Source organism: Novosphingobium sp. HNCC26DJ243, from assembly GCF_057180545.1.
The window spans coordinates 93,342-119,979 of sequence record NZ_JBXUGN010000005.1; the positions used below are offsets into that span (position 1 = coordinate 93,342).

Sequence of the window (26,638 nt, forward strand, 5' to 3'; positions counted from 1 at the left end):
GCCCCTGCACATTCGGTCAAGTCATTCGCCGCGCGGCGCGTTGTCGTCGTCCCGCTCGTCGCCGATCAGGTCGTCGTTTCCGGTGCCGGTCACCGGTTCGTCGATCAACGGCTCAAACCCTGCAGGCGCAATCCGGTTAAGCTGAATCAGCGAGGTCTGCACGAAACTGTCCAGCGCCACGAGCGCGTTATCGGCCGGATTGCCCTTCAGCACTTCGGCAATGACATCGCGCGTCTCGACGATTTCTACCGTCGGCGTCTCCGGATCAGGAGGCGGTGGCGGCGGTGGCGGCGGAGGCGGTGGCGGTGGTGGTGGTGGCGGCGGCGGCGGCGGCGGCGGCGGCGGTGGCGGTGGTGGCGGTGGTGGCGGTGGCGCCGCGCAATTGGCGACATTGGCGATCACGCAATTGTTCATCGACGACAGGGTCGTGAACTTTTCGACGAAGTCGGTCACTCCAATGGCTGCGATGCCGGTCTTTCCGGCTACGATCCCGTTGATCACGATATCGAGCGACGCGCCGTCGCGGCTGTCGATCGCCAGTGTGCCTGCCACGAGTCCCCGACGATCGTCGAACGCGGTCCCGGTCGCGGTATTCTGGATGTAGACCTCGCGGTCGGATCGCAAGTCTACCGCTCCGGCTTCGACCAGCGTGCGGCCCGCCGTCACCCCGTCGTTGGCAGAAAGCCGCGTCGAGATGGCGGCCGTTCCGGTCAGTTCTGTAATGTCCTGAAGCGCGCTGCGCGTGACCATGGCGATGCTGCTTGCCGAGATCAGCAGGGAACCTGCACTGTCCTGGCCATCTGCTAGCCGGATCGATCCGTTTGCAGCGTCGAGGAAGAATTGCCCGGCAGCGTCGATCGTGAGCGAATTGCCCTCGGCCCCAGTCATCGCGAGTGCGCCAAGCACCGAAATCTGTCCACCTGCATGCAGGATCAGGCTGCCGCTTTCGCCAATCCGGCCCGCTACCGAACCCGCTTGCGCTGCCACGTCGAGCTTCCCGACGGTCATGTCGCCTTGCCCGCCCAGCGACAGGTCACCGGAGGATTGGATCCTGGCAAACTCGGCATTGTCCAAGGCATAGGTGCCGTTCTGGACAGTAAGACCGTCACCCAGCAGGACTGCGCCGTTACCGCCGTTGCTCAGGGCAATCGTGTTGGTATGCGCCGCTTCTCCAAGTTGTCCGGCCGATGAAATGGCAATGTCCTGCGAAGAAAGCGTCATCGTGCGGCCTGTCGCGAGGCCATTCAGCCGGAACACTCCGCCGGCATTGGCTGCAAAGGCGTTTGCCGCATCGGCGATGGTATCGATCTGGATGTCACCCAGCGCGTCGATCCGGATGTCACCAAGGCCGACCGCACCTGTGGGCCCGTTCGCCCGTGGCCGGACGGCGCCTCCGAAAACATTGCCATACCCGGCGGACAGACGGGAGATGGTGACATCGCCACCCGTCGAGAACAGCGCGATGTCGCCGCGAGCGTCGATCACCTGGCCGGTAATCGATCCGCCTGCGGACACGTCGACATTGCCCTTGTTGGCGTCGATGCGGTTGATGGACAACGCGCCCGACGTTGCAATCCGGACGTCTGCCGCAGAGACGGTAATCGCTCCCGAGGCCGACAGCGACGGGAGATCGACAATTCCGCCCGCGAGGATGCGCATTGCCCGGCCCGAGATTGCGGCAAGCGACACATCGCCGTCTGTATCGATGTCCACATCGCCAGTTGCGGAAAGCGACGTCGCGACAAGACCGCCTGCAGCAATCGACATGTCGCCACCCGAAGTTGCCGAAGCGAGGGTAAGCGAGTCTGATGCATTGATCGCAAGGTTCGAGCCTGCATCCACGGTACGGCCACGGATCGTGTCCCCCACGAGGCTGATCGCGCCTGCTGCCGAAATCGCGTCGAAAGTCAGTAACACGGGATCGATCGAGACCGAGCCTCCTGTCGATTGGACCGAACCGAGGGCAGCGGTATTGTCCACCTTCAGCACGAGATCGCCGACCGAGCTTAGCAGGGAAGCCGTCAGGTCGCCCGCCGTTGCATCGAGCGTGCCGCCCGCGATTGCGGAATTGCCGGTGATCGCTCCTGCCGCAAGCGAGAGGTTGCCGTCCACATCCAGTGTACCGAAACCGATTGTGTCCCCTGCAAGCGCAAGATTGCCGATCGCTCCGGTGCTGTCGAGATCGAGAGCACTGCCCGCAACAAGGCTGCCGTTGTGGCCACCCAGATCGAACGTGCCGATCGCGATGTCCGCTCCTGCCTCGACCTGCGAATCTGCGCCAAGCGTCAGCACGCCCACACGCAGCGAGCCCGGCGTCGTAAACAGGCCATCCGTCCCGCCGCCGACTGCAGCAGCGCTCGTCAATTCACGTGCGGCTGTGATCGAACCTGCATCAATGTCGCCTGCAAAGCTCAGACCGACATCGTCGACCGTCGCCTCGACAATGCCGTTTCCGGTCAGGCTGCCGGCCCCGGATAGCGAAACCGTGCCGCTCCGGACCGATGAGCCCGACTCGAGCGAGATGCTTCCCTGCTGCGATGTCAGCTCGATCGTGCCCGACGCCGCGAGCGCGGCGGTGAGTTCTCCCGCACCCAGCGCGATGTCGCCCGTCGAGGTCACCCGGATCGTCTGTCCCGATACGTTGCCGGCAAGCCTCACGTCGAGCGGGCGCGTGGTCTGCCCGATGTCCACGGCTCCGCCCACCTCGATGGTCCCCAGGCAGATCGCACCTTCGAGACAGTCTGGATCGAGCCTGCCGCCATCGTCGCGACGGGGATCGCTTGCTGCAAGCAGGTGCGAAACATCGACCCGTATCGATGCTCCGCTGAACGAAGCCGCCCGGGCGTCTATCGCAGCGCCGATCAGGCGGATGGCTCCGCCGTTGGCCTCGACCGATGTCCCGCCACCAATGCCGAGCGTCGCGATGTCATCGGGCTCGAGCGTATAGGTAAGCTTCAATCCGCCGGCATCGAAGGTCACCGCGCGCGTGCTGTTCGGCCCGGCCAGGTTTGCGGTGATGCTATTCTGGCTGCCGACAAGGATATCGTTGCCGCTTGTGAATGAAATACCGCGCTCGGCTTCGAACGTGTTGCCATCGGTCACCGCTATGCCGCCGCCGCTTGCAAACGTCATGTTGCCCGAAGCGGTGAACTGCCCTCCTCCGCCGATTTCGCCGAGCGTCAAAGTGCCAGGGTAGTAGAATGTCGCCCCGTCGATGACAGCACCGGCACCGATATTGATATCCGCGCCCGTTGCATTGCGCACGCTGACATCGTTTCCGCCGCGTACCTGCACGTTCCCATTGGAGAAATAGCCGCTGCCCGCATCGCCCGTGATGTTGCCAAAGGCGTAGACGTCTACCGAAGCCAGCCCCGCGACCACGGCCGGACCGATCAGATTGAACTCGCCGAATGCGTCAGCGCGGAACTGATCCCCTGCATGGACCGGCGCGCATGTAGGATCGGGGCATGAAGCGCTTTCGATGGAAATCCGGCCCTGCGCCGCGAGTTGTATGTTCGTGGCCCTGAACTGCGCCCCGCCAATGCCAGAGATGGCGATCGATGCATCGCTCGAAACATCCGCGAGATTGCCGACGAGCGCATTGCCGAGGCCATCTGCGGTAATGCTTATCGGCCCGGCCGATACCAGGGTCAGGTCGGTATCGATCTCGATCGGCCCCGACCGCGCACCGATTGCGATACCGGTCCCGTCCACCGCGCTTCCCGAATCATCGACCGTGAGGCCTGCAAAACGGAGGGAGTTGGTCGTTAGCGAACTCGCCGCATCGAGCGATACAAAGCCGGCCACTCCGGAAAAGCTGAAACCTGGAAACGCGATCTCGCTTGTTGCATTGACGGTCGTCAGTCCACTGATCAGACTTCCCGCATTGCCCTGGGCATCATCACCGGATGCAAACGAGACGTCACCGCCAAACGGTATGACGTAGCTGCGTTCGCCCAGATTGCCCGATCCGCCCGGACCGGCTCCAGGCCCTGCAACATCGAGTTCGACGTTCGTGAAGCCCCGGGCCTTCACGTCCAGGTCGTTGAATTTCAGGTCGCCGCCGACTGCCGAGAAACTGGCCGTCCCGCCAATGCCGGGTGCAGAGGTTCCGGTATCACCGCCATTGCCGCCAACGCCGCCACTGGCCGAATTGCTGCCTCCAGTGCCACCTCGACCGCCAAATCCGCCGAAGCCTGATGACTCGACCATGGTTGTGCTGCCAGACCCGATGTCGATTTCACCACTGGAATTCGCAGCGAAAGAAACCGTGCCGCCATCAGCCTGGCCACCCTGACCTCCGCGGCCACCATTTCCCCCTGTTCCGCTTTGACCCCGCGCGCCCCTGCCACCGCTACCGCCAAATGCGCGGGCTACGAAAACCGCGTCGCCACTGGTGGGGACGAGCAACATGCTTCCGCCCTGTTCGGCCAGCACGGTGATGGCCCCGGCAGCGGCATCACCGCCAGCGCTCCCGGAAGCGCCCGTGCCATTCGCGAAGTCGTATCCGGTGCCGTTGACGCCGCCTCCGCCGTAGCCCAGCACATAAGCGCTCAGGTCAGCAGCTCTGATCGAGGCGTCCCCGGTGGCTGTCAGCGCAATAGCGCCACCAAGGCCCGCCCCCCCGGCACCACCGATCGAGGCGTCCAGCGGCTGGCTGCCTTCGACCACAAGAAGCCCGCCACCGGCCCCGCCGCGCCCGGTCGATTCAAGAACGATCGACCCGAGATCCACGCGGCCGCTGGTTTCGGCACCGATCGATATATGGCCACCGGAGCCTGCGCCGCCTGCCCCTCCGTTGCCGGTCGTACCGAACCCGTTGGCGGCAGCATTGCCGCCAAGGCCACCGGCACCGCCCGTGCCAATGCTGGTGAAAGTGGATAGGCCGGACTGGTTTTCGATCGTCAACCTGCCACGGTTTGCCGCGCCGAACGAGAGGTCGCCGCCAGCACCGCGGCCGCCCGCACCGCCGTTACCGGCAGCATCAAGCGTGGCGGAACCGCTGCCGCCCCGACCGCCGGCCCCGCCCTTGCCTTCAAGCAATATCGTGGTGCTGATGGCCGCCAGATTGGCGGCAGCGCCATCTGCAAGAAGCGCCACGTTGCCACCGATGCCGATGCCGCCTGCGCCGCCATCGGTACCATTGGCCGAATTACCGCCCCGGCCACCCGTGCCCACCGCCGATAGCTGCACCGTAGCCAGAATGGCGTTGCCGCCCAGTGATGTCACCGTGACATGTCCGCCGCGACCGTTGCCGCCGGCCCCTCCTGTTGCCCCATGCTCACCATTGAGGCCGATGCCGTCTGCGGTTAGGCGAATGTCGCGGCTGTCGTCGCCGGAGGTCAACTCGTCGAAGTCGGTGCCCAGAGTGAGAGTTGCCGAACCACCAGTGCCGCTTGCACCTGCTGCTCCCGCGCGGTTAGTCGCCAGCGGGAAGTAGGCCGTATTGCCCGCGAGCCCGCCTTGCCCCGTGGCGTCAATGCGAATGTCGGCCGCATCGAACTGGCCAGACAGGAAGCTTATGCCGGCCGCACCCCCGACCCCGTTCCCGCCCGCACCCGAATCACCGGGCAGTCCGCCAAAACGTCGGGCATAACCGCCCGCTCCACCTTCACCGATCGCATTGACCGCCACCGCAAGGGGCAGGCTCGTCCCGCCGTTGCTGCCGAGAATACCGCCGTTGATCGTCAGCTGCGCCGTGCCACCGCTACCTAGCCCGCCGACACCCCCGGTTCCGCCCGATTCAATGCTCGATCCACCATTGCCGAAATAGCTGAACGAGCCGCCTCCCAGATTGACCGACTTGTTGCCGTTGGCTTCGATCGTGATCACATCGGAAAGAAGACTGCCCCCGGTGATTGTCGCAAGCGCCGATCCGCCTGTCCCGACCCCGCCCACGCCAGCCGCTATGCCGAGACTGGCATCCTGCCGTGCACCGTCGCCACCAGTGGCAGATGCGATGATATCCAGTGTTCCGATCCTGGCATCACCGCCCGAAATCGCAAGCGTAGCCGTTCCACCAACACCCGCTCCACCCCGGCCGGGCGCGGCACCGGCCACGTTGAACGAGCTCCCGCCCTCACCGGTGGCTGATATCCTGACGGTTGATGCGGCGAAGGTCCCGCCGCTGATGCCGAAACTCGTGGTTCCGCCGATCCCGTCCGCAGCATTTCCCGCCTGAACCACGGTATCGTTGCGTGCGTTGTTGTTTGGCCTGCCGCCAAGCCCGATGTTCCCGATTGAAACAGTTTCTGCATCGAGACTGGAATTTGCGCCCTGCTGGAGGAATGTCACGTTCCCGCCGGTGCCTGCGCCTCGCGACCCGCTTGCGTCGAACCGCTCGCCCGCAACGCCTGTAGATTGCAGGACCAGATCGAACGTGGAAAGTGAACTGTCGGCAATCGAAAGCGATACGGCACCACCTCTGCCATCGCCGCTGCCGCTGCCACTTCCGCTGCCTCCAATGGCATCGGAAATCAGCGAGACTTCGCTGTCCGACACCAGCGAGGCTTCGTTGCGCAGGATAGCCGAGACACCGCCACTCAATGCATCGACGCCGCTCGCCTGCCCCTCGCTGGCAGACGTCTCGACGACCTGCCCGGCAAGCAGCGTGCTGTCATCCAGCAGAAACCGGATATTGCTCGAACGCGCCCTGCCGGTAGCCGAGCGCCCCGTTGCCGCGAGAGATACCAGCGAACCGCCCGTATCGAGACTTGACCCGTTGGTCATCGAAAGAGCGACCGTATTGACTGCCGTCAATTCGCCAAACGCGGTACTTTCCAGAAATACCGGTCCGTCCCTTGTAGTGCCGCCGGCGGCATCGAAAGATAGCGACACGTCGCCCAGCGTAACCGAGCCCCCGCCGACGGCGCTCGCATAGTTCGAGACATTGACGTTGCCGATCTCGAAGGTCGCCGCTCCGTTTGCAAAGGCGACCGATGCGCTGCCAGCACTCGCATCATGCGCGAGACCATTCGAACCCTGCGCCGCGCTCGCTTCAGAATAGACCCCGATGCCCGAACCTGCCGTGAAGGTTCCACCGTCGATCGAAAGGCCTGCATTGCCAGAGGTTGCCGTACCGCCATCGACCGGCGTCTGGAAACTGCTGAAGAACCCGTGCGACGCCAGCGACTGCAGCGATAGACTGCCAAGATCGATGCCGCGAGCCGAATTGCTTCCCCCTGGCTGGATGGCCACAAATGTCGCGTCGCCGGCCGTGGAATTCCCGTAGGACCGTTCTCCTACGCCTCCGAAAGCATTGGACGCAAGGAACGTGTCGCCAGCGCTGAAGCTGCTGTCGTCGATGGCCACGCTGACATGGCCAGCGATCGCGTCATCGCCGACGCTGTTGGCTGCAAGAGCATCGCCATTGTCGGGATCGGTCTTGATCACGGCCTCCGCAGTCGAAACCAGGCTGAGCGTGCCGCCGATGCTGACCGTGCTGCCATTTGATGCCGTCAGAGTAATGTCGCCACTGCGTGCCGTACCGGGAACCGACGCGTTGGTGGCTAGCACATCGAGGCTGCTGACCGCCGTCAGCGCGTGACCATTGTCGACATCGATCCGTACGTCGCCCTGGGCATAGAAGTCGGCTTGGGCGTTGAAGGTTACGTCAGACGTCTTCGCATCGATGGTAACGGCGCGTCCGGCATACCCTGAAACTGCGTTGCTCGCGGTGAGATCGGTAAGCGTCAGCCCGGCCTTGCCGCCTTCGTTGACACCGGCGAGCGCCGAGCCCCCGCCGACATCGAACCCGGCGGACAGGACAATCGAACCGTCAGCTTCGCCCTGCGCGGTGTCGGCAGCCTTGTAGCCCATCGCCCCCGAAACAATCGCGGTCATCGCCTGATTCTTGGGCACCGCCACGAGGTGAATTCGATGATAGGGATCGTTGGACGTGGCGGCGGGGCCAGTGGTCGTGCCGGTATGCGATACGCCGATCGAATCGTCGGTGCCGCTGTCCACCACGATGTCGAACAGGCCATTGTTGATCGTCAGCGTCGCCGCTTCGGCACCGACATAGGCGACAGAACCGTTGACTTGAACCGTCCCGCCCTGCGAGACTCGCGGCGCTACCAGCGCGACATAGCTGCCCTGTTGCTGAATGGCGCTCAAGCTCGCGCCATTCTCTATCGTGACCGACGACATCGGCAAGGTGGCCTTGCCGAAACGGATTTCGCCCTTGTCGCCCAGCAACCGCGAGACCGTGTCACTCGACGGATCGACCGTGATCGGCAGCGAAGTCAGCACGAGGCTGCCGACGTTGAATACACCTGTGGCGCCGGCCACCCACCCGCCGGGATTATAGAACCAGATGCGGCCCTGTGAGCCGGACTGCACTGTCCCCGAGATCGAGAGCGGGCCGCCGGTGCTGGAACTCGAGACCCGGTTAAGCACCGTATAAGGGCCGCTGGAATCTGCGGTAAACGAGAGTGTCGATCCCTGCGGAAGGAACGTGCCGGTAGGGCTGGTGATCGCCCAGTCGATCAACGCTTCGTTCGCATTGACGAAGACTGTGTCGGTCTTCGTTGCCGGGTTGTAGACAGGGGCATTCGCACCAAATTGGACGGTTGCAGTTCCCTGCACTGCTTGTGCACGCACGCTTTGCGAATTGGCTGAAAGCGCCAGCGCGGCCGCTCCCAGAGCAACGCCGACCATGAGCCGCGCGAATGCCAATTTGCGGCGCACGGGCCCTGCCGGCACTTTGAGCAAAGGTTTGAGCCGGGCATTTGATGCAACAACGCACCTGTCGCGCGCCACCAGTGGCCTCGGCTTGATCGCGTGATTCATCACAGCCTCCACGGCAACAGCTGGAACGAAAGATTGAGCATGAACCGGGCCTTGCCCTTTACGTTCAGGCCCACGGGATCGTGCAACGGCACCGCCACGCCTGCATCCAATCGCACAGCATCATGGATGGCCGCGCGCAAGCCACCGCCGACCGATACCAGCTTCTGCGGATTGAGCCCTGCAAATGCCCTGTCATGGTTCCACACCCAAGCCGCATCGACAAAGGCATAGGGCTGCAGCGCGTTGCCGCCGACCGCCTTCGGGATAAGCGAACCGACGCGCACTTCTCCGCGCAGGGCAACACCGCTGTCGCCCAGTACCGAACCCGGATCGTAGCCGCGGCCTATCGTGTAGTTGCCGCCCGAGAACTCTTCGTAGGACAGGAGCTTGTCAGGGGAATACTGTGCCCGGGGCTGCAGACTGAAGGTCAGGCCTCGAACCGGACGATAGTCGAATACGCCACCGGCCTTGACCACGAAGCCCTTGGCAGTGCCCTCGATGCGGCTCGGAGTGACCTTGCCCGCGCCAAGGCAGGTCACGGCCAATGCGCCCCGGCAGCCACGTGTCGCGCCGAACACGCCGATGCCCTGCCGCACCTCAGTCGTCAGTCCCCATGCCCAATGCGGTTCGAAGGGCGTAAATCCGTCGCGTCCGGTGAGGCTGCGCGGTGCGACACCGTTGGTTTCGAGGCGCGCATAAAGCACGCGAAGCCTGTCACGGTTGAGTGCGATCTTGCCGAAATCGAGGTCCTGATTGGCAACTTGTCCGCCCAGAGCGAACGCGAGATTCCAGGCTTGCGACCGGACCAGCGGATAGGAACCCTCGACCGTTGCCGACAACGTTCGCGAATGGAAATCGGAGCGCGCGCCGGTGACGGTGGGATTGGTCCAGCCATAAGTGAAGTCACCGCGAAGCGTGAACCCCTCGCCTCCCAGCCGCATTTCGTGGCCGACCTGAAGCACTTTCTGCTCGTCGAGATCAGTCGTCGTGAAAAAGCTGGCCGTAGTCGCGTCGCCAAGGCCCGTAAGCCCGTTGATCTGCATTCGCGCCAATGCGCTGTACCGGCCGACGCTGCGCGACCCGTAGTTCTGAAGGCCCAGATCGGCATAGACCGCATCGCGCCGCACCGAGATTTCCCCGACGACCTCGCCCGGCGAACCTTCCAGTGGCCGCAGCGCCAGTCGCACGTCCAGGCCCGGAATGTCCTTTGCGAGCAGCAGATAACGCTCGGCAGTCTTGCTATTGAAAACGGGTTCTTGCGTCAGCTTGTTAAGATAACGCAGCAAGATATCTTCAGACGCTCCCGGATCGCCCTTGACCTGAATGCGGTTGAGGTGGGCGAGCAGCACGTCGAGGCGGACTGCGCCCTCGCTGATCTTCTGTGGAGGCACCTGCACCGCCGCGAGGTATCCGGCCTGTCGCAGCGCCGTTGCCGCTCGATCGCGAATTTCGCATATCACCGAAATCGGCAAGTCACGCCCGACCAGGTCGGAGTAGCTGCCCGAAAGGTCGAAGCCCGGCAGATTCGTCATCCCGGTGAAGGTTACCGAGGCAAGCTTCAGGCGGATGCCGGCGAAATCCGGGGCGGCCAAAGGACAGGGCGCCCGTTCCACTTCGTCAGTATCTACCGAGACTGGCCCGCTGCGGTTTAGAGTGCCCTCGGCGACACCGCGTTCGATCTCCTCGCGCGTCGGCGGTTGTACGCCAGCAGGTGGCACGGCCTGGGCATGGCTGGCTGACGTCCACAGGCATGCTGAGGCGGCGAGCAACAACGAAGGTAAGCAATGGCCGCGCGATGTGCGGCGCACCAAGAAAGACAGGTCCCGAAACGGAACAGCAAATCTCACCCGGAATCGGGGGCGCACAGAATCGCGACCGGCCATTCGAATCGAATCTCCACCTTGCGCGACCCGGTAGTGTTGTAGGTTAGGCTGTTAAACGCCTATCTATAAACGACTTTTCAAAATTCCCGACACTTGCGAGCTTTGGCGCAAATCATAGGGGATTTTGCGTAGTGTCCTCTTCTTCGAGCGTCGCTGCAAGCCAATCGAACTGCGCCTTGCAACCGTTGTCCAGAAGCAGGGTGCCAAGTGCCGCCGCGTCGGCAGGTACTGTCTCTGGCTCGATCATCACGATCTGGAATTCTGCCGCCTTGTCGGGCGTTGCCTCGTCGTAAATCCGGTAGGTGCGGCTTTCCTGCGGAGCCAGCATCGTCTTGGGCCAGGCAATGCCGACGGTCTTCGGCGGCCACTGCATCCGCACCATTTCGCCGCCCGAAGCATCGGTCAGCCAGGTAAAGCTGCGCCTGGCCGACGCCCCGCGCCACAAGTAGAGATCGCTCCCGCGCGGCACGCAAACGTTGCCGCCCTGTTCGGTATCGGCAAGCCAGATGCTGACTGGGAGCACGGTTTCGCCCGAACTGTCGCCCGCGCCACGCACAGCCCCCGCACGAACCGAAGCCGGATTGCTGAGCGAGCGCGCAAGCAGCGCTGCGGCGCCGCGATCGCGGTTGATCGCCCCGTCAAGCGAGAAGGTACCCGCACCGCGCAGGATACGCGTGCCCGCCTTGTCGAGAACCGTCACGACATCGCCGGCTTTGAGCACGACAACCGCCTTGGCCGGTAGCCGCTTGCCCTTGGGGTATTCCACCGCCGATGGACCTGTGGAGCGGACCACGACGGCCTGCGCCCACGCAGGCACAGCCGTTCCTGCCAGCCACAAGGCGGCGGCTCCGGCCAGGGTGCGCGCAAAAGACACGCTTTCGCCCATGTCAGCCCCCCACCTGTGCCGGTGCCGCAAGGCCCGCCAGCAGGTCGAGTTGCGCTGTGCAACCCTTCTCGGCCATCGCAGCGGCAACGTCGACCTCGTCGCTCGGCACGCTGGCGAGCAACATTGTCCTGATCTTCACCGGGGCCCCCACCGCGTTGCTGAAGGTATAAGTCTGCCCGTCGATCACCGGGACGCTTGCCGAGGGCCACACTTTGAGCGCGCTGCCCGCGCGCCAAGCCACGTCGGCCGTGCTGCCATCTTGCGAAAGCAGTTTGCCCGTGCCTTCCTCCGTTCGCGCCGGGCGCCACAGGACCACCGTGGCCGGGTCGGCCACGCAGTATGTCCCTCCTTTGCTGACGTCGATGTACCACACGTTTTCAGGGCCTGAAGGCGTGGCCTCGGCCGGGCCCATCGGCGCACCGCGCACGGCTCCGGTCCGGGTGCGCGCACCTCCGCCCCTTGCCATCATCGCTGCCAGCGCCGTACCTCCCGTTGCCGCGTCACGATTGACCGTGCCGTTGAGGCTGAATGTTCCCGGGCCTGACAAGACGCGCGTGCCTGCCTTGTCGAGAACGGTCAGGCGGTCGCCCGGCTTGAGCACCACCGAAGCGTCGGCCGGCAGCTTCTTGCCCTGAGGGTAGACGGCCGCAGATGGGCCGGTCGATCGCACCACGACCGATTGCGCCAGCGCGGTGCCAGCCGCTAAAACTCCGGCAATGGCCGCCACGCCGGCGCAGAGGGACCGCAGGGCCCTGCCATCAACCAAGTACATAACTCTCTCCCTTTTGCGTCTGCCGCAATCTTTGGATCAGGTTCATCATCGCAGCGTCGTCTTGCGCCGATTCGAGCATTGTGTCTGTGAGAGCTTTCACACGTTCCGCCTCGCCGGCTGAATGGGCGCTGATCGCCGCAACGCTCATCCTGCGCCGGTCGACATCAAGTTCGGGCACCGGTTCGAACACCTCGACGGGAGTATTCCTTCCACGCAAAGTGACCGTCCCCATCGGCCTGAACCAGTCAAGGCCCGACCGCTCGGCCGCCTCGCGGCTGACCAGAACGGTCGTGTCGAGCGACTTGTTCGCACCTTCCAGCCGGGCCGCGGTGTTCATCGCATCGCCAAGCGCAGTGTACTGGATGCGTCCTTCGCCCCCAAAGTTGCCAACCACGGCCTCGCCGAAATGCACGCCGACGCGCGTCCTGCCGATCCGGGGCACCTCGTCACCGACCGAACGCCGGAACTCCTCGCCCGCCAGGTACATCGCATGGGCGGCGCGCACGGCCCGCTCGCCATCGTCGGGATAGGCGATCGGCGCGCCCCAGAAGGCAACCACGGCATCCCCGACGAACTTGTCCAGCGTCCCGCCGTATTCGAGAACCACCCCGCTCAACCGGTCGAGATACTCGTTCAGCAGACGCGCGATCACTTCCGGTTCAACCGCGTGCGTCAGCTTTGTAAAGCCTTCCAGATCGCTGAACAGGCAGAATATCTCGCGCTTTTCGCCATGGAGCGAGAGCCGCTCGGGATTGCGCATGATTTCTGACGCCACCGAGCGCGGGAGGTATTTGCCCAGCGCGCCTTGCGCAAATTCGCGCTGCGCCGCGTTGATGGCGCGCAGGCTCGAACTGATTGCGGTAAAGGCCACGCCCCAGCCGATCAGCCAGCCTGTCGCCGGCAGATCAAGCGTATCATAGCCTGCGCGCTCGACCGCAAAGGGCACCGCAAGAAACAACGCGAACTGCCCGATCACGGCCAGCGCGAGAACCCACGTGCGGGTCTGGGCAAGTGCCGTCGCCGCTCCGAGCCCGACGGCAAGGATCGCCGCCAGCACCTTGATCCACTGCGCCGGGGGCACTTTCCACGCCTTGTCGAGCAGTTGTGCCAGCATCGAGGCATGAACCTCCACGCCGATCATCCGCGTTTCACCCGACACGGGATTGCCCGTGCGCGTGAACGGCGTGTCGAATTGGTCGAAGTCCGAAAAGTCGCCGCCGACCAGCACGTAGCGGCCCTTCACCGCATCGGCGACGAGCGGCGCAGTTTCGGGATCGGCAAGGAGATCGATGGGGATCTTGTCGAAAACCGGACGATCGCTGGCGGTCGGCACGCGATAGCGGATCGGTCCGGTGTATTTGGCGAACCGGGCGTCGGCATCGTTGCTGCCCTGAGTCAGCGCCAGCGACAGCAGAGGCGGCAATCCGGCATACTGGCGCGGCCAACGCCGTGCGACGCCGTCGGCATCGGTTTCGAGGAGGATGCTGGCGGGTTTGACAAGGTCCGTCCCCGCAGTCGTCAAGAAGCTGCGCAGGTCCTGCTCCTGCTCGTAGGTGATCGCTTCCGGGTTGGTACGATTGTCGGCAAAGGCGAGGTAGACCGGCGTATGCATCGCCTTGAGCGAGGCGCGCAGCGCGTCGTCGTCGTCCTGCGGGCTGTCGAACAAGACGTCGATCCCGATGCCCTTGGCGCCTAACTGGTCGATCTGCGCGAGCGCCTTGGCCAGGATCGTGCGATCAACCGGCGATATCTGCCCGGTCGCCCGGTTGGTATCCGCAGTATAGACGACCAGCGTCACCCGCTTGTCGGTGTCGGTTGGCGGCGCAAAATTCGCAGCCCGGATGTCGTAGAGTGCGGCCTCTGCATCACGCAACAGCGGCAGGCGCCATGAATTGACGGCGATGATGAATGCCAGCGCCAGAAGCAGCGCCGCTATCGCTACGCGCTGCCAGCCGAGTTGGGCGAGGCTGCGCAAGGCCGTCCGCCCCATGTCGCGGCTCCCCGCCAGTTCCTTCTCCCGCTTGGCACGGGCTTCGTTCGGCATTCCTCAGTTCCCCGCCATCGCAACGCGCGCATCCCTTGCCCCGACAAGCGGGCGCGCGCCATCGCCGATCACCGCAAATCCTGCCCAATAGTACGGATGGGACGTATCGACCTCGGCCATCAGCCCCTGCTGCGCCTTGAGCAGCGCTTCGCCTGCCGACGTTCCCGCCGGGGCTTCAAAGAGTCCGTTGATCAGACGCGCTGTCGCATTGAAATCGTCGGGCGCGGGCCAGTGACTCGCCAGCACCGACCGGCTGCCCGCTCCGATGAAAGCGCGCACAAGGCCTTCAAGCGCCGATCCGCCCCCGCTGACGATCCCCGCCGCGCGCGTCGCTGCGACATCGGCCTGCCCGGCGGTATCGCAGGCGGAAAGGATGACCATGTCCGCATCGAGCCGGAGATCGAATATTTCCGAGAAGCTCAGCAATCCGTCCGAGCCCGCAGGCCCGAATGAGGTGACGAGCGCAGGACGCGCAGGACAGGCAGGAGCCGGCGGCGTGACAAGACCATGGGTCGCAAAGTGCAAGATCCGGAAATTGTTGAGGTCTCTCCGCGACTTGATCGCCGTATCGGAGAAACCGGCTCCGGTCATGAGGTCGGTCCCCTGACCGCCCAGCAATTGTCTCGCCTTGATCAGCTCGGCATCGGAGATAGGCCGGTTCCAGGTCGCCAGGGGCCAGCTGCAATCCGCCAGAACCGCCCCATCCACACCGCGCACCCTGACGATCCCGAGCGCGGAGGCCGACGAAACCGCCGCATTGTGCCCGAGCCCGAGATAGGCCTCACCCGCACGTGAACCTGCCTGCTTTCGGGCCTCCATGAACGAGCGCGCCGAAACGGCGGTCGAAACAAGCCTGTCACGCCCCAGCCAATGGACGCCCCGCACGTCGAAAGGATCGCCTTCCGGATCTTCCGCCTGAGACAGGTACGCCTTGGCCGACCGTTCATCAGTTACCAGCACGTTGACGGGAAGGCTCAGCATGGCCCCATCGGCTTCAAAGATCAGGTGATGCGCCGCCGCCAGATCCGCAGCAACCGGACCGAACAGGGCGGTGTAGACCTTGTTGGCTTCGTCGGCCGCATAAGTGCTCGTCACGTGCTGGCGACCATCGAATCGCGAGATCGAATCACGGATGGCCTGCACCTTTGCCTGAAGCTCGCTCGCGCTGATCGCGGCGCGGTACCCAGTGGCACGCTTGCCGTCCGCATAATAGACGAAGACGTCCTGCCCCAGTACCGCCATTTTGGCATAGGCCTCGCCCGCTTGCAGGCCCTTGCGCAAGTCCTGTTCGCTCAGCACGCCCTGCGACACGACGCGATACCGGGCGTAATTGGCAAGCTGGATGACGGTCGAGCGCTTTTGCTCTTCAAGATCCTGAACCTGACGCGCAGCATCGCTGATTTCGTCGGTACGCGCGGCGGCGTCTTCAAGACGCTGCAACGCGGCGTAGGTCATGCGCGCGCGCTCGATCGAGCGACCGAGACTCAAAGATTGCCGAAAGAGCGTTGCAGCCTCGTCACTTCCTGCCGAAAGCTCACGTGAAAGGACAGCTTGGGTTTCAGCCACGCCGGGGCGCACCAACACCTGGCTTGCGGTAAAGAACTCGGCGCTGGCCTGAGGATCCGCCGCCATCTGCGATGCCAGACGATCGAACCACGGGCTCATCTGGCGCGACAGGCCGGACAAGCCGTTCTCGCGCTCGACGGAGCGGGCAACAACCTCGCGGTAAATCGGGACCGCCTCCCCAATCCGGTCGTGCCGGGTCAGATAGGCCGCGAGTCGTGCTTGCGCAGCGGCGAGGCTGCGCGTCTCGGGATACTGTACGCTGACAATCCCCACGGCCGAGCGGAGCAGCGCTTCGGCATCGCCAAGTCGCCCCTCGTCTTCGGCAAGCGTCGCCAATTCGGTGAGTATTTGTGCGCGCATCCGCACGATCGAGACGACCCGGCCATTTCGTACCCCAAGGGCCCTGCCTTGCGCTTGCTCCAGCGCCGCGCGAGCCTCGCTGCGATTGCCCATCAGCCGCAGGATCATGCCGCGAAGTTCAAGTGATTGCGCATCGAGGATCGTTGCGCGCTCGTCTTCGGTCAGCCGAAGGTCGTCGACCAGTCCGATCGCATTGGCCGTGACGTCAGAGGCATTGATACGGCGTGAGATCGACTGCGTGAGTTCCAGGGACTGGCGCAAGGTATCGGCGCCCATCGCGCTGGATTGGCGCAGCGGCGCTCCAAGACGTTCGAGCGCCTGCGCATGACGCTCCTGGTTGAGCAGGTGGATCGTCTCGTAATTGCGCCGCAAGCGCTCCACGACGCCACTTCCCGCCGGCAGGGCATCAGCCTGTGCAAAAAGCAGATCAGCATCGGTGAACTGGCCCAGGTTCGAACGCTGAAGCCCTGCGTTGACGAGGAACTCGACGCGATCGATCGGGATATCCCCCGCCGATGCCTGCCGTTGTTCCAGTGTCTCGAAATAGGCCGCTGCCTCGGCATAGTCGCCCGAGTTGTTGCGGCGATAGCCTTCGGCAAGGGCAGTCGAGGGATCGAGCGTCAGCGCCTGGATGCGGGCATAGGCCTCGGTATCGTCGATCGATGTCGTGGCTACGGCGACCGGCTCGTCGATCAGGCGGTCAGCGAAGATCGTGCGCAGCGCCAAGTCCAGCACGCTGTGGTAGGCCGAAAAGCCTTCCACCGAAAGCGTCGATTTTCCGTTATTTACACTGACAACTTCATAAGCCAGATCAGGTTTCATCCAACGGCAATCCAGACGCGTGCGCCCGCCGACGGACGTGGTGGGAGCACCCGGGCAGACGACATCGGCCTTGCGATTTTCGGCCAGTCGCCCCCCGACCTCGTCGCGCGGACCTCGCAGCGAATGAACATATCCCACCGGCAAGGCCGAATCCCGGCAAACGATGGCCCAGGTCCGATCCATTGGATGGCGGTTGACCGGGTCGGCCACGCGCGACTGCATCTGGCAAAGCGCCTTGCTGCCGCCCGAGCCCAACGGAAAGCTGTCACGGAGCAGAACGCTGCCGTCCTCTGCCCATGCAGGCGCTGCAGCGCCCAGCGCCATGGCGCCGACGCTCGCCGTCAGAACTGCCCAGTTTTTCGCCTTGAGGTACCGCATGAGCGCTCTCCGAAGCCGGGTCTCCCCAAGCCCCTGCCACGTGTGTGTTTCGCGCTACCCGAAGTGTCAGTTATGCTGTTTCGACCAGCATAGGCGCAATGACGACGCTCTGCCAGTTGCGATATGCCGCTTTGATCGCGTGCGATTGTACCAATCCGACGTCAGAAACCGAGAAATTGTACGTGACCGTCGATCGGCTCGCGTTCGCGCTCGAACGCGTTAACGCTGGCGGCGGCGTCGCGATAGCCGATGGCCATCCCGCAGAAGAAAAGATGCGTCTCGTCACTCACCCCGATGAACTCCTTGATCAGCCGGGCGTGGAACGAGAGGAATTCCTGCGGACAGGAATCGAGCCCCTCCTCGCGCAGCAGCAACATGATCGTCTGAAGCCACATGCCGGTGTCTGACCATTGCGCCGGGCCCATGCGCCGGTCGAAATAGCATAGCAGGACCGCAGGCGCGCCGAAGGACATGACGTTGTTGCGCACGAACAGCGTACGCGCCTCGGCATCGCCCCGGGCAATCCCCATCGACTGGTACATCGCCGCCCCAACGCGCTGCAGCCGCGTCTTGCATTCAGGGATCACTTCGGGCTGACTGAAGCTGTACTCGGGCGGATCTTGGAACGGGGCTGCGAGCATCTTGCCCTGCAACTCGGCAAGCGGCTCGCCCGTCACGATTGTTGCTTGCCAAGGCTGGAAATTGCACCCCGACGGCGCCCATCGCGCCCGATCCATGACCCGCTTTATCACCTCGAGCGGCACTGGATCAGGCATGAACGCCCGGACCGAACGGCGAGAAAGAACGGCTTCGCTGACAGACATCGTGCTCATGCCGCATTAACTGCCCAGTTAAACAAGGGCCGTCAACCCGACACACCTAGTCCCGCTCTATTCGGATGCTGCTGGCTTTGCGATTGACGGCAACCGTGGACCCGTCAGAACTTCAGGTTCTCTGCAATTTTCCGGAAGTCTTCCAGATCCTTGCCGAAATAGTAGATGGCCGGGGCCTCATAGGTGACCATGTAGAGCTTGCCGTTCACGATCGAACCTATGGCCTCGCCCTTGCGCTCGACCTCGTCGTCACTGCGGACGTAGCTGTAGGTGAAGCGAATGGCCTGCTTGCCGTTGACTGTTGCAATGTCCTGGCTGTCAACGCTGATACGGCTCACCTGATACTGGCTACGGTATGTGGCCTCGAGAAGACCGGGGATATCGGGCAAGAGCATGTTCGCCACTACCTTAGGCAGCGGAAATTCTTTCTTATTGCGTTCCTTGTAGATCGGCATCCCGCTCGAGATTCCTCCAAAGAAGGAGACCTTGTTAAGGCCGTCGCCGTCACGCGTCCAGACCTCGACGCCCGGACCATCGGTGCGGCTGAGCTTGTTCCATTCGCCCGACGACGTGGTCGCGATCGATGACTTGGCGACACCCTTGTGCTCGCCCGGCCCGACCAGAGAATTGGCCTGTGCAGCGAAAGCGTAAAGCAGGAAAGTGGCGCCAAGAGTTACGTTTGCGATCTTGTTCATGAACTATCCTAACTGCCTGCTAGCATTCTGATCACATTACCGTCGGAAGCATCGGGCTTCAGGCTGAGGTACGCGCGCAGGGCGGCCTTGCCGTCAGCCTCCTTACCGTTGCGCAGCAGCGACAGCCCAAGTTCACGATGCACGTCTGGTTCGGCATACCCTTTCGAGATTGCCTCCCGGAAAAGGTCGGCCGCGGTTGCCAGGTCTCGCGGATTGCCGCGCTGCCTGAAAAGCGCTCCGCGCGCAAAAAGCAACTCGCCCGTCCAGCCTTCCGTCGCCGAAAGACTTTGCAGCAAGTATTCCGAACCACCGAAGTCGTTCGCTTTGACTTGGGCGTCGAGGAGCCTGGGCAGAAACGGGCGGATCGCATCGCGATACTCCCGGGCCCGCAGTTCACCTGCCTTGCCCAGCTTGTCGGCCTCTGCCTTCAGGTAATTCGCCCGCTCGAACGAAGCCGGATGGGTGCCGAAAAAAGCCGCCTTGTATTCCCGACCCGGCTTCAGCCCTCGCGATACGGCACGCGCGTCGGCCTCTGCCATGATCGACTTCCAGACTTGCGCAGCCGCAGATGGGTCGTACGGTGATTCAGACGTGTATTTCAGGCTCAGCAGGTCCGCTGCCGTCTCCTGATCGCGACTGAATTTGTAGTAAGTTCCGAAAACGGCCATTTGCAAAGTCGTAGTCTGGTTCGAGCCCGAGCCACCCCGTCCGATGTTGGCAGCGCCCGCACCAAGCACAGTTATCCAAGCCGCGAGGTTGGCGGAATCGCGCTTGGCCTTTATGCCCGACAACGCGTGTCGCAGTTCGAAGTGCGCGAACTCATGACCCAGGACAGAGGCCAGTTCCGCCTCGTTCTGTACCCTGAGGAGCAGTCCGGTCCACACCCGCATGGTCCCGTTCGGGGCCATCGACGCATTGAACTGCGGAACTTCGACGACGTAGATACGGACGCTGTTGCAGCGATCCTCACCTACTTCCCTGCACAAAACGCCCTTGAGGTAATTGTTCAGGCCTTCGTCTCGCATGACCAGGATCGAATCCCGCAGAATTCGCTCATCCTCGTCGGCTTCCATCCATATGCCGCGCTCGTCCTTGGTCTGGGGCTCGTAGGCCTTGGTATATGCTGGGAGCCCAACAGAAACCTGCTTCGCCGGCGGCTCGGCGCCGACAAGCGCGAATGCCGCACAGGCAAGCAGCGGCGCCCTGAAACGGACAGCCAAGGTTACTTGACCTCAGCCGGTTTTGCTTCGACCGTCCGGCCAGGAAAACCTTCCAGCAACTGCTCAACCCGCTTGGCCGCGCCGTCCTGGGTGCGCACGTCGCCTCCCATCTGTCGATCAGCATTCAGCCAGACGAGTTCCCCGGTCTTCAGATCGACAAGGCCTGCGTGCCCCCAATGCACGCCCGAAGTGACTCCGATCCCGCCCATGGCAGCAAACAGTTGCAGCATTTTTCGTCCAGCCGAGCCATAACCGTCGTAGGTGTTGATGAAGAGCGCATAGTCTGCACCCTGCAGAGAGCCGAGGCTGGCGAGGCCGTTACCCACGCCCCACTCGAACGCGCCCTTGCGCTTCTTGGTCGGCAGGCGATTTCCCGGAAAAAACTGATACTCAATGATCGAATCGGCAAGCGTTCCGAACAGATTGGAATACTGCGTGACCATCGGCCCATCGCCCGTAACGCCTTCTTCGTACTCGACGACGACGTTGCCGAGCTTGCCCTGATTTTCTTTCAGAGCCTTGGCGATGTAGTCACGCGCGTTCGTAGTCCAATCCGCGTTGGGGGTGATGACACCGCCAGCCGACTGCGATCCCACTCGAACCGTCGGACGCATAAGTACGACGCGAACAGTGCCAGGCTTGAGTGCAAAACCGGGCTTACTGCCCGTCTTTTCCTGCGCACACACACTTGACGCACCAAGAAAAAACAAACCGCAGGCCAGAAACGCCAGCATGCTGCGAAACAGTTTCATGAAGATTCTTCCCCCAAACCCCGCATCATCAAAGCCTGCCGGGCGGAGAATTACAAGCCTTTAGTCTGTGGATAAAAGAAGCCGAAATGGGTAAAAGCCGCTATGCGACTTTACTCATCCTCAAACAAGTCAGCCAGTTGTTCGATGATCGTGCCGCCCAATTGTTCGGCGTCCATGATCGTTACGGCGCGCCTGTAGTAGCGCGTGACGTCGTGGCCGATGCCGATGGCGACAAGCTGGACCGGCGACTGCTTCTCGATCCAGTCGATCACCTTGCGCAGGTGCTGTTCGAGATAGCCGGCATTGTTTACCGACAGGGTCGAATCGTCGACCGGCGCGCCGTCGGAGATGACCATCAAGATTCGACGGTCCTCGGGGCGTGCCAGCAGGCGGGTGTGGGCCCACAACAGCGCCTCGCCGTCGATGTTTTCCTTGAGCAGCCCCTCGCGCATCATCAGGCCGAGGTTCTTGCGCGCGCGACGCCACGGCTCGTCGGCCTTCTTGTAGACGATGTGGCGCAAGTCGTTGAGACGGCCGGGCTGCGCGGGCTTGCCGCCGGCCAGCCAGGCCTCGCGGCTCTGTCCACCCTTCCAGGCGCGGGTCGTGAAGCCCAGGACCTCGGTCTTGACGCCGCACCGCTCCAGGGTGCGCGCAAGAATGTCCGCGCTGATCGCCGCGATCGAGATCGGCCGCCCGCGCATCGAGCCCGAATTGTCGATCAGCAGCGTGACGATCGTGTCCTTGAATTCTACGTCGCGTTCGATCTTGTACGATAGCGAATGGCCCGGCGAGATGACGACGCGCGCCAGCCGCGCGGCATCGAGCAGGCCTTCTTCCTGATCGAAGTCCCACGAGCGGTTCTGCTGCGCCATCAGGCGGCGCTGCAACCGGTTGGCCAGCCGCGTGACCACGCCCTGCAGCCCCTTGAGCTGCATGTCGAGGTAGGCACGCAGGCGCGTCAGCTCTTCCTCGTCACACAAGTCGGTCGCCGCGACGACCTCGTCGAACTGCGTGGTATAGGCCTTGTAATCGAAGTTCTCGGGCAGGTCGGTCCACGGACGGTTGGGCCGGGTCGGCAGCATGCCTTCCTCGCCCTCGTCGGCCATGTCGGCATCGGCCGCGTCGTCGTCCTGTTCGATTTCCTGCTCGGAATCCGAATCCTCGTCGCCTTCGCTGGTGTCGCCGGCGATCTCGGAAGGCTGTTGCTCCTGATCCTCGGAAGTATTGGGCTCTTCCTCGCCCTCGTCCTCCTGGTCCTCGCCTTCGTCTTCCTCGTTCTCCTGATCCTGCTCGCTGGCAGACTGGGTGAGTTCGAGGTGCTGGAGCATGTCGAGCGCGAGCTGCTGGAACGCGCGCTGGTTATCGAGCGAAAGCGCGAGCGCCTCGAAGTCGTCGCCTGCCTTGCTTTCGATCCAGCTGCGCACCATCGCCATGCCGACATCAGTGCTGGCGGGCGCTGCCTGCCCCGTCAGCTTCTCGCGCAACAGCAGCGCCAGTGCCGTTGGCAAAGGCACTTCCTCGGGCCGCGTGGCGCGGGAAATCGGATCCCCGGCCATGCGCATCCTTAGCGAAGCATCGAGATTGCCGCGCATCCCTGCATAGGCGTTGGCACCCAGGGCCTCGTAGCGGACCTGCTCCACCGCGTCATAGCATGCCCGCGCCAGTGCCTCGGTCGGGGCGTTGCGACCATGGAGCGGTGCATTGTGATGGCGCAGGCGCAGCGCCATCGAATCCGCATGACCGCGCGCCTCTGCTACCTGTTCCGGCGGCAGGGCGCGGCCCGGCATCGGCACTCGCATAGAGCTTCCCGACTGCACCGGCGCATCGGCGGTCCACGCCACCTCGACCTCGGGATCGAGCGAAATGGCGCGTGCCGTGCCGGTCAGGACCGAACGGAAGCGATCGAGGGGGGATTCATCGGCCAAATCGGAAATGCTCGTGTGGGAAGGTCTGGATCAGACGATCTTCTGGCCGGTCTTCGCCCAGTCGGCAAGGAAGCCTTCGATACCCTTGTCCGTAAGGACATGTTTGAACAGGCCCTTGATCACGGCGGGCGGTGCAGTGATCACATCGGCACCGATGCGTGCGCTTTCAAGGACATGCACGCCGTGACGGATCGATGCGACGAGGATCTGCGTGTCGAAGGCGTAGTTGTCGTAGATGAGGCGGATGTCGCGGATCAGGTCCATGCCATCGAAGCCATTGTCGTCATGGCGACCAACGAAAGGCGAGATGAACGTCGCGCCGGCCTTTGCCGCCAGCAGCGCCTGATTGGCCGAGAAGCACAGCGTGACGTTGACCTGGGTGCCCTCGCTGGACAGCGCCTTGCAGGTCTTGAGCCCGTCGATCGTCAGCGGCACCTTGATGCACACGTTGTCGGCGATCTTGCGCAGCACTTCGGCCTCGCGCATCATCGTCTCGTGGTCGAGCGCAACGACTTCGGCCGAAACCGGACCATCGACCAGACCGCAGATTTCACGCGTCACTTCGATGAAGTCCTTGCCGGCCTTGGCGATCAGGGTCGGGTTGGTGGTAACGCCATCGAGCAGGCCGGTGGCGGCAAGGTCCGCGATTTCGGCGGTATCGGCAGTGTCGACGAAGAACTTCATGGGGTCTGGCCTTCCAAGCGGGGAGAATGATTCCCCCCGCCTATAGGCAAGCTGCGGCCCGATGTCAGTCCGTCACTTTATCCCGAATGCGCCCATCAGCACCGGATCGTTGGTCGAACGCGGATCGGCGCGGATTGCGGCTTCTTCGCGACCGATCGCGCGAAAGATCGCACTGTCGGCCTCATAAGCCAGTGAATTGGCGATCCCGCCGATATCGACGCCGGTCAGGGCCGAGAGCACCTGCCCCACCAGCGGCTCCCGGCTGACGCGCAGGGCATCGCCGAATTCGGGCACCATGATTTCGACAAGGCTCGATCCCATTTCCTGATGCAGGAAGGCCGTCGCCGCCATCGGATCGCTGCCGCGCAGCAGGGCAAGTGCATTGCGGATGCCGATCGTACGCACGGCCTCGGTCACCGCGGGCGCGGCCCGCTCGGCCGCGTCATAGGCCATGTCGTTGAACGCGCGCTGCAGGCGCTCCTTGAAGATGGGTCCGGTCAGGATGCGCTGAAGAACCCCGCCGCGATTGCCGATGGCCTCGGGCAAGGCCAGACGCGCCATCTGGTCGTCCCAGAACCCGCCGGGCTGCAGCAATCGCGCAAAGGCCCGGTCGGTCGAAAGGAACAGCAGCCGGCGTACCGCATCCTCGAGCGAAAACGAGGGAAACGTTGCGCATCCCGCCAGCGAGAGCACCGTGACTGACGTCATGCCGCCAAGCAAGGCCCGGCGATTGGTGGCGAACGAGAACTGCGACATCCGATTTCTCCTCATTTCGTTTCGCAGCGGGCTTTGCCCACCGCTTCGGCGCCCCATATAGACCGCCTAACATGAACCGTGTCCGATGCCTTGTCTTCAATGCCGCGCTTGGCCCGCTCGACTATCGCGTGCCCGACGGCCTCGTCGTGGAGCCCGGCAGCGTCGTCGTCGCGCCACTCGGCCCCCGACAGATCATCGGCGTGGTCTGGGAAGCGGAACGACTGCCTGGTGTCGAGGTTCCGGACAACAAGCTGCGCCCGATCCTCTCGGTCCTCCCGGTCCCGCCCTTGCCCGGGCCGTTGCGCCGCCTGATCGAATGGACGGCCGACTACTACCTCGCCCCGCTTGCCGCCGTGGCGCGGATGGCGCTGTCGAGCACCGGCGCGCTGCGCGGTGGCAGCACCGTCACCGAGTATCGCCTTACCGGCAAGGAGCCGGGCCGCCTCACGCCCCAACGCGCGAAGGCGCTCGAAGCGCTCGACGCGCAGCAGGCCACGATCCGCGAACTGGCCGAGATCGCAGGCGTGTCCGACGCCGTCCTGCGCGGGATGGTCAATGCCGGCCTGCTCGAGGCGGTGGTGGTTGATTCGGACCGGACCTACCACTTCGCCGATCCGGCCCATGCCGCGCCCGACCTTTCCCACGATCAGGCCGAAGTCGCCGCGCTTTTCGTCGCGTCAGTCCATGCCCATGAGTACCAGCCGTTCCTGCTCGACGGGGTAACCGGTTCGGGCAAGACCGAGACCTACTTCGAAGGCGTCGCCGCCGCGATCGAGGACGGGCGGCAGGTCCTCGTGCTCCTGCCGGAAATCGCGCTGACCGAGACTTTCCTCAAGCGCTTCGAAGCGCGCTTCGGCGTGTCCCCGGTGACATGGCATTCGTCGCTGAAATCGTCCGAGCGGCGGCGGGCGTGGCGTGCGGTCGCGATGGGCACCGCACAAGTCATCGTCGGCGCGCGTTCGGCCCTGTTCCTGCCCTTTGCCAACCTCGGCCTGATCGTGGTCGACGAAGCGCACGAAATCTCGTTCAAGCAGGACGACGGCGTGCGCTACAATGCGCGCGATGTGGCCGTCATGCGCGCGCGGTTCGAGAGCGTACCCGTGATCCTCGCGAGCGCCACGCCCGCGCTCGAAAGCCTGCAGATGGCCGAGGCGGGCCGCTATGAGCGCGTTATCCTGCCCGCGCGCTTCGGCGGCGCGACGATGCCCGACATTCAGGTGGTCGACCTGCGCCTCGAACAGCCCGAACGCGGCCACTGGATCGCGCCGCCTCTGGTCAAGGCGCTCAAGGACCGTCTCGACAAGGGCGAACAGTCGCTGCTGTTCCTCAACCGTCGGGGGTATGCCCCGCTCACCCTGTGTCGCACCTGCGGCTACCGCTTCCAGTGCCCCAACTGTTCGGCCTGGCTGGTCGAACATCGCCTGTCGCGCCGGCTTGCCTGCCACCACTGCGGGCACGAGGTCCCCACGCCCGACGCCTGCCCGGAATGCAACGAACCGGATTGTCTGGTCGCCTGCGGCCCCGGCGTCGAGCGCATCGCCGATGAAGTTGCCGCCATCCTGCCCGAAGCACGAGTCGCGCTGGTCACATCGGACACGCTCACTAGCCCGGCCAAGGCTGCCGAGTTTGTCGAGATGGCATCGGCCAAGGCGATCGACGTGATCGTTGGCACCCAGCTCGTCACCAAGGGCTATCACTTCCCCGAACTCACGCTCGTTGGCGTGATCGATGCCGACATGGGGCTGGAAGGTGGCGACTTGCGCGCGGCCGAGCGGACTTACCAGCAGGTCGCGCAGGTGGCCGGGCGCGCCGGACGCGGCGAGAAGCCTGGCGAAGTCCTGATCCAGACCCGTCACCCGGAAGCCCCGGTGATCGAGGCACTGGCCAGCGGCGACCGCGATGCCTTCTACGCTGCCGAGACCGAGGCCCGCCGCGACGCCGGTGCGCCTCCCTTCGGACGTTGGGCCGCGATCATCGTATCGAGCGAGGACGAGGCCGAAGCGCGCGATTCGGCGCGCGGCATCGGCGGATCTGCGCCCCGCCTTGCCGACGTCCTCATTCTCGGGCCGGCACCAGCCCCGCTTTCGCTGCTGCGGGGGCGCTATCGCTATCGCCTGCTGATCAACGCACGCCGCTCGACCGAACTCCAGCGCGTCATCCGCGAATGGCTCGAACCCCTTCGCTTCCCGCCCGGCGTGCGCGTGGCCGTGGACATCGATCCCTACAGCTTCGTCTGATCGCCTGCCCCGAAAGGGCAGGTTGAACCAATCGG

Annotated in this window: 14 protein-coding genes; 1 reads left to right on the forward strand and 13 read right to left on the reverse strand. The window is 63.9% G+C overall.

Going from position 1 to position 26,638, the window contains the following annotated elements; all coding sequences use genetic code 11:
• Positions 1–21: 21 nt before the first annotated feature.
• The 13 genes from AC2A04_RS14595 to AC2A04_RS14655 all read right to left on the reverse strand — a co-directional run bounded on the left by AC2A04_RS14595 (position 22) and on the right by AC2A04_RS14655 (position 24,366).
• Entirely contained in the window at positions 22–8,676 is an 8,655-nt protein-coding gene (locus tag AC2A04_RS14595) for a beta strand repeat-containing protein (protein ID WP_484213089.1), read from the reverse strand.
• A 113-nt stretch (positions 8,677–8,789) separates the two neighbouring features.
• Positions 8,790–10,508, reverse strand: coding sequence for a ShlB/FhaC/HecB family hemolysin secretion/activation protein (locus tag AC2A04_RS14600; protein ID WP_484213090.1), 1,719 nt, complete (start codon positions 10,506–10,508; stop codon positions 8,790–8,792).
• A 277-nt stretch (positions 10,509–10,785) separates the two neighbouring features.
• A complete protein-coding gene (locus AC2A04_RS14605; RefSeq protein WP_484213091.1) occupies positions 10,786–11,559 on the reverse strand; it encodes a hypothetical protein in 774 nt (257 codons plus the stop codon).
• A 1-nt stretch (position 11,560) separates the two neighbouring features.
• Positions 11,561–12,286, reverse strand: coding sequence for a hypothetical protein (locus AC2A04_RS14610; protein ID WP_484213092.1), 726 nt, complete (start codon positions 12,284–12,286; stop codon positions 11,561–11,563).
• A 31-nt stretch (positions 12,287–12,317) separates the two neighbouring features.
• A complete protein-coding gene (locus AC2A04_RS14615) occupies positions 12,318–14,375 on the reverse strand; it encodes a CHASE2 domain-containing protein (RefSeq protein ID WP_484213093.1) in 2,058 nt (685 codons plus the stop codon).
• A gap of 3 nt (positions 14,376–14,378) precedes the next feature.
• Positions 14,379–17,501 (reverse strand): CHAT domain-containing protein, encoded by a 3,123-nt coding sequence (locus tag AC2A04_RS14620; RefSeq protein WP_484213094.1) that lies wholly within the window; start codon positions 17,499–17,501, stop codon positions 14,379–14,381.
• Between the two features lie 161 nt (positions 17,502–17,662).
• Positions 17,663–18,334: a nitroreductase gene (locus AC2A04_RS14625; protein ID WP_484213095.1), complete on the reverse strand. Its 672-nt coding sequence runs from the start codon at positions 18,332–18,334 to the stop codon at positions 17,663–17,665.
• Positions 18,335–18,438: 104 nt separating this feature from the next.
• The gene (locus AC2A04_RS14630) at positions 18,439–19,029 is read right to left on the reverse strand and encodes a hypothetical protein (RefSeq protein WP_484213096.1); all 591 of its coding nucleotides are present in this window, start codon (positions 19,027–19,029) and stop codon (positions 18,439–18,441) included.
• 8 nt (positions 19,030–19,037) lie between these two features.
• The gene (locus AC2A04_RS14635) at positions 19,038–20,249 is read right to left on the reverse strand and encodes a M48 family metallopeptidase (RefSeq protein ID WP_484213097.1); all 1,212 of its coding nucleotides are present in this window, start codon (positions 20,247–20,249) and stop codon (positions 19,038–19,040) included.
• A gap of 2 nt (positions 20,250–20,251) precedes the next feature.
• The gene (locus AC2A04_RS14640) at positions 20,252–21,001 is read right to left on the reverse strand and encodes a hypothetical protein (protein ID WP_484213098.1); all 750 of its coding nucleotides are present in this window, start codon (positions 20,999–21,001) and stop codon (positions 20,252–20,254) included.
• Positions 21,002–21,111: 110 nt separating this feature from the next.
• Positions 21,112–22,926: a cobaltochelatase subunit CobT gene (gene cobT / locus AC2A04_RS14645; protein ID WP_484213099.1), complete on the reverse strand. Its 1,815-nt coding sequence runs from the start codon at positions 22,924–22,926 to the stop codon at positions 21,112–21,114.
• Between the two features lie 30 nt (positions 22,927–22,956).
• Positions 22,957–23,610 carry a fructose-6-phosphate aldolase gene (gene fsa, locus AC2A04_RS14650; RefSeq protein ID WP_484213100.1) on the reverse strand — a complete coding sequence of 218 codons (654 nt, stop codon included), beginning with the start codon at positions 23,608–23,610 and terminating at the stop codon, positions 22,957–22,959.
• 72 nt (positions 23,611–23,682) lie between these two features.
• Positions 23,683–24,366, reverse strand: a complete 684-nt coding sequence (locus AC2A04_RS14655; RefSeq protein WP_484213101.1) for a DUF4197 domain-containing protein — start codon at positions 24,364–24,366, stop codon at positions 23,683–23,685.
• Between the two features lie 71 nt (positions 24,367–24,437).
• Between AC2A04_RS14655 and AC2A04_RS14660 the strand changes: the two genes are divergently transcribed.
• Positions 24,438–26,603 carry a primosomal protein N' gene (locus tag AC2A04_RS14660; RefSeq protein ID WP_484213102.1) on the forward strand — a complete coding sequence of 722 codons (2,166 nt, stop codon included), beginning with the start codon at positions 24,438–24,440 and terminating at the stop codon, positions 26,601–26,603.
• Positions 26,604–26,638 lie beyond the last annotated feature (35 nt).